This window comes from Psychrobacillus vulpis, from assembly GCF_006861825.1.
In the GTDB taxonomy this organism is placed as follows: domain Bacteria; phylum Bacillota; class Bacilli; order Bacillales_A; family Planococcaceae; genus Psychrobacillus; species Psychrobacillus vulpis.
The window spans coordinates 1-1,632 of record NZ_VDGI01000058.1; the positions used below are offsets into that span (position 1 = coordinate 1).

General features: G+C 37.6%; 1 protein-coding gene. It reads left to right on the forward strand.

What is annotated here, in order from left to right; genetic code table 11:
* The first annotated feature begins 245 nt into the window (after window positions 1-245).
* Window positions 246-1,463, forward strand: a complete 1,218-nt coding sequence (locus tag FG384_RS19445; RefSeq protein ID WP_142644341.1) for an IS110 family RNA-guided transposase — start codon at window positions 246-248, stop codon at window positions 1,461-1,463.
* Window positions 1,464-1,632: the final 169 nt, after the last annotated feature.

Sequence of the window (1,632 nt, forward strand, 5' to 3'; positions counted from 1 at the left end):
ATAAAACATACTAAGATTAGTAGTGCAGACCAAGGCATTGGTTCGTACTACTATTTTTTATATAGTAAAAGTGAAGAATAGGTCGAAGTCTTTTTGGGATCTTGAATCCGTTATTAAAACAGACCTACTTCACCACCCTTATTTGAATCAGGTTTGAGTATGTTGGATCCTTTGAGATCGTGTAAAAGAAATGGGAATCGATAAGGTTAAGGTGAGGCTTCAATACACCAAGGGGAGGCAGAAAAATGAAACACGTTATTGCATTCGACGTTAGTATGGGGAAAAGCTATATGGTTGTCTATAACGCAGTAAAAAAATGTGAGTTGGAGAAGGAAATCGAACACAATCGTCCCGAGTTCGCAGAACTCAAATCCTTGATAGATGACATAAGCGAGGGATTTGGTGAGCAGCCACACATCGTCTTTGAAGCGACTGGTGTCTATTCAAGGCCACTCGAACGTTTCATGCGGGAAAATGGCTACAGGTATTGTCTACTGAATCCGCTTGAGTCGAAACTTCAATGTGATACGCTACGCATCCATAAAACGGATCGAAGTGACGCACATCAGTTAGCCCTTACCCATTTTACGAATAGTAGACGGATAGAAACTAACTCAGACGATATATATGCCCAATTGAAAGCCCTATCCAGACATTATATTGAATCGGACGAGGAGTTGAGTGTAGTTCGAAACAGAATGCATAAAGTCATTCAGATAACTTTTCCTGAATTAGAGAAAATCTTCACTAGTAAGTCCGAGTTGTTTCTTAATGTAGCACAACTCTTTCCGCACCCAGACATCGTCCTTAACTGTTCGAAGACGATTATAAAAAACCAAATACTCGCAAATACATACAAACGAATGTCTACTAAAAAAGCTGAAGAAAAAGCAGTACAACTACTTGAAGCTGCAAAGCGATCTTATCCTGCAGTTTCTTCAACGGATGTATTTTGCGACCAAGTTATTGTGTATGCAAAACGGTATCACGAGCTCATTCTCCAAAAAGAACAATGTATAGACAAGATGGCGAAGTTAGCTGAGAGGCTAGAAGAATATAGTTTACTCCTTAGTATCCCAGGAATCGCCACTAATTCAGCAGTTCGCCTAATAGCTGAAATTGGGGATATCCGTCGTTTTGATAATAACAGACAACTTAACGCTTTCGCAGGTATCGATATTCGCCGTTACCAATCAGGTAAATACATTGCGAAAGATAAAATTAATAAACGTGGAAATAAACATCTAAGGAAATTACTGTATATCATCATTCAAAACATGATTAAATTGAGACGTCATGGACAGAACCACTTCGTTGAATACTATGACAAATTGAAAAAGCAACCCTACAACAAATGTCATAAGGTCGCTACCATCGCATGTGTGAACAAACTGTTGAAGTCTATCTTCTTTCTCGTTACACACAATATGAACTATGAATATAGGTTAGCCGCCCACTCATAGTCGTATCAACATTTTACCATACGTTTAGACCTAGTGAAAAAAATCAAATTCACCAGGTTTATTTAGTATACATAAAAACATAAAACGTTAGATTTCTACTCGTTCCAATCTACTTAAATAATAGTTGTAAATAAAGTACGTAAATAAACTTGACTGGACGTAAGAAAAA

Excerpts from the sequence above, each read along its gene's own strand:
- FG384_RS19445 (WP_142644341.1), top strand. The coding sequence starts at position 246 with ATGAAACACGTTATTGCATTCGACGTTAGTATGGGGAAAAGCTATATG.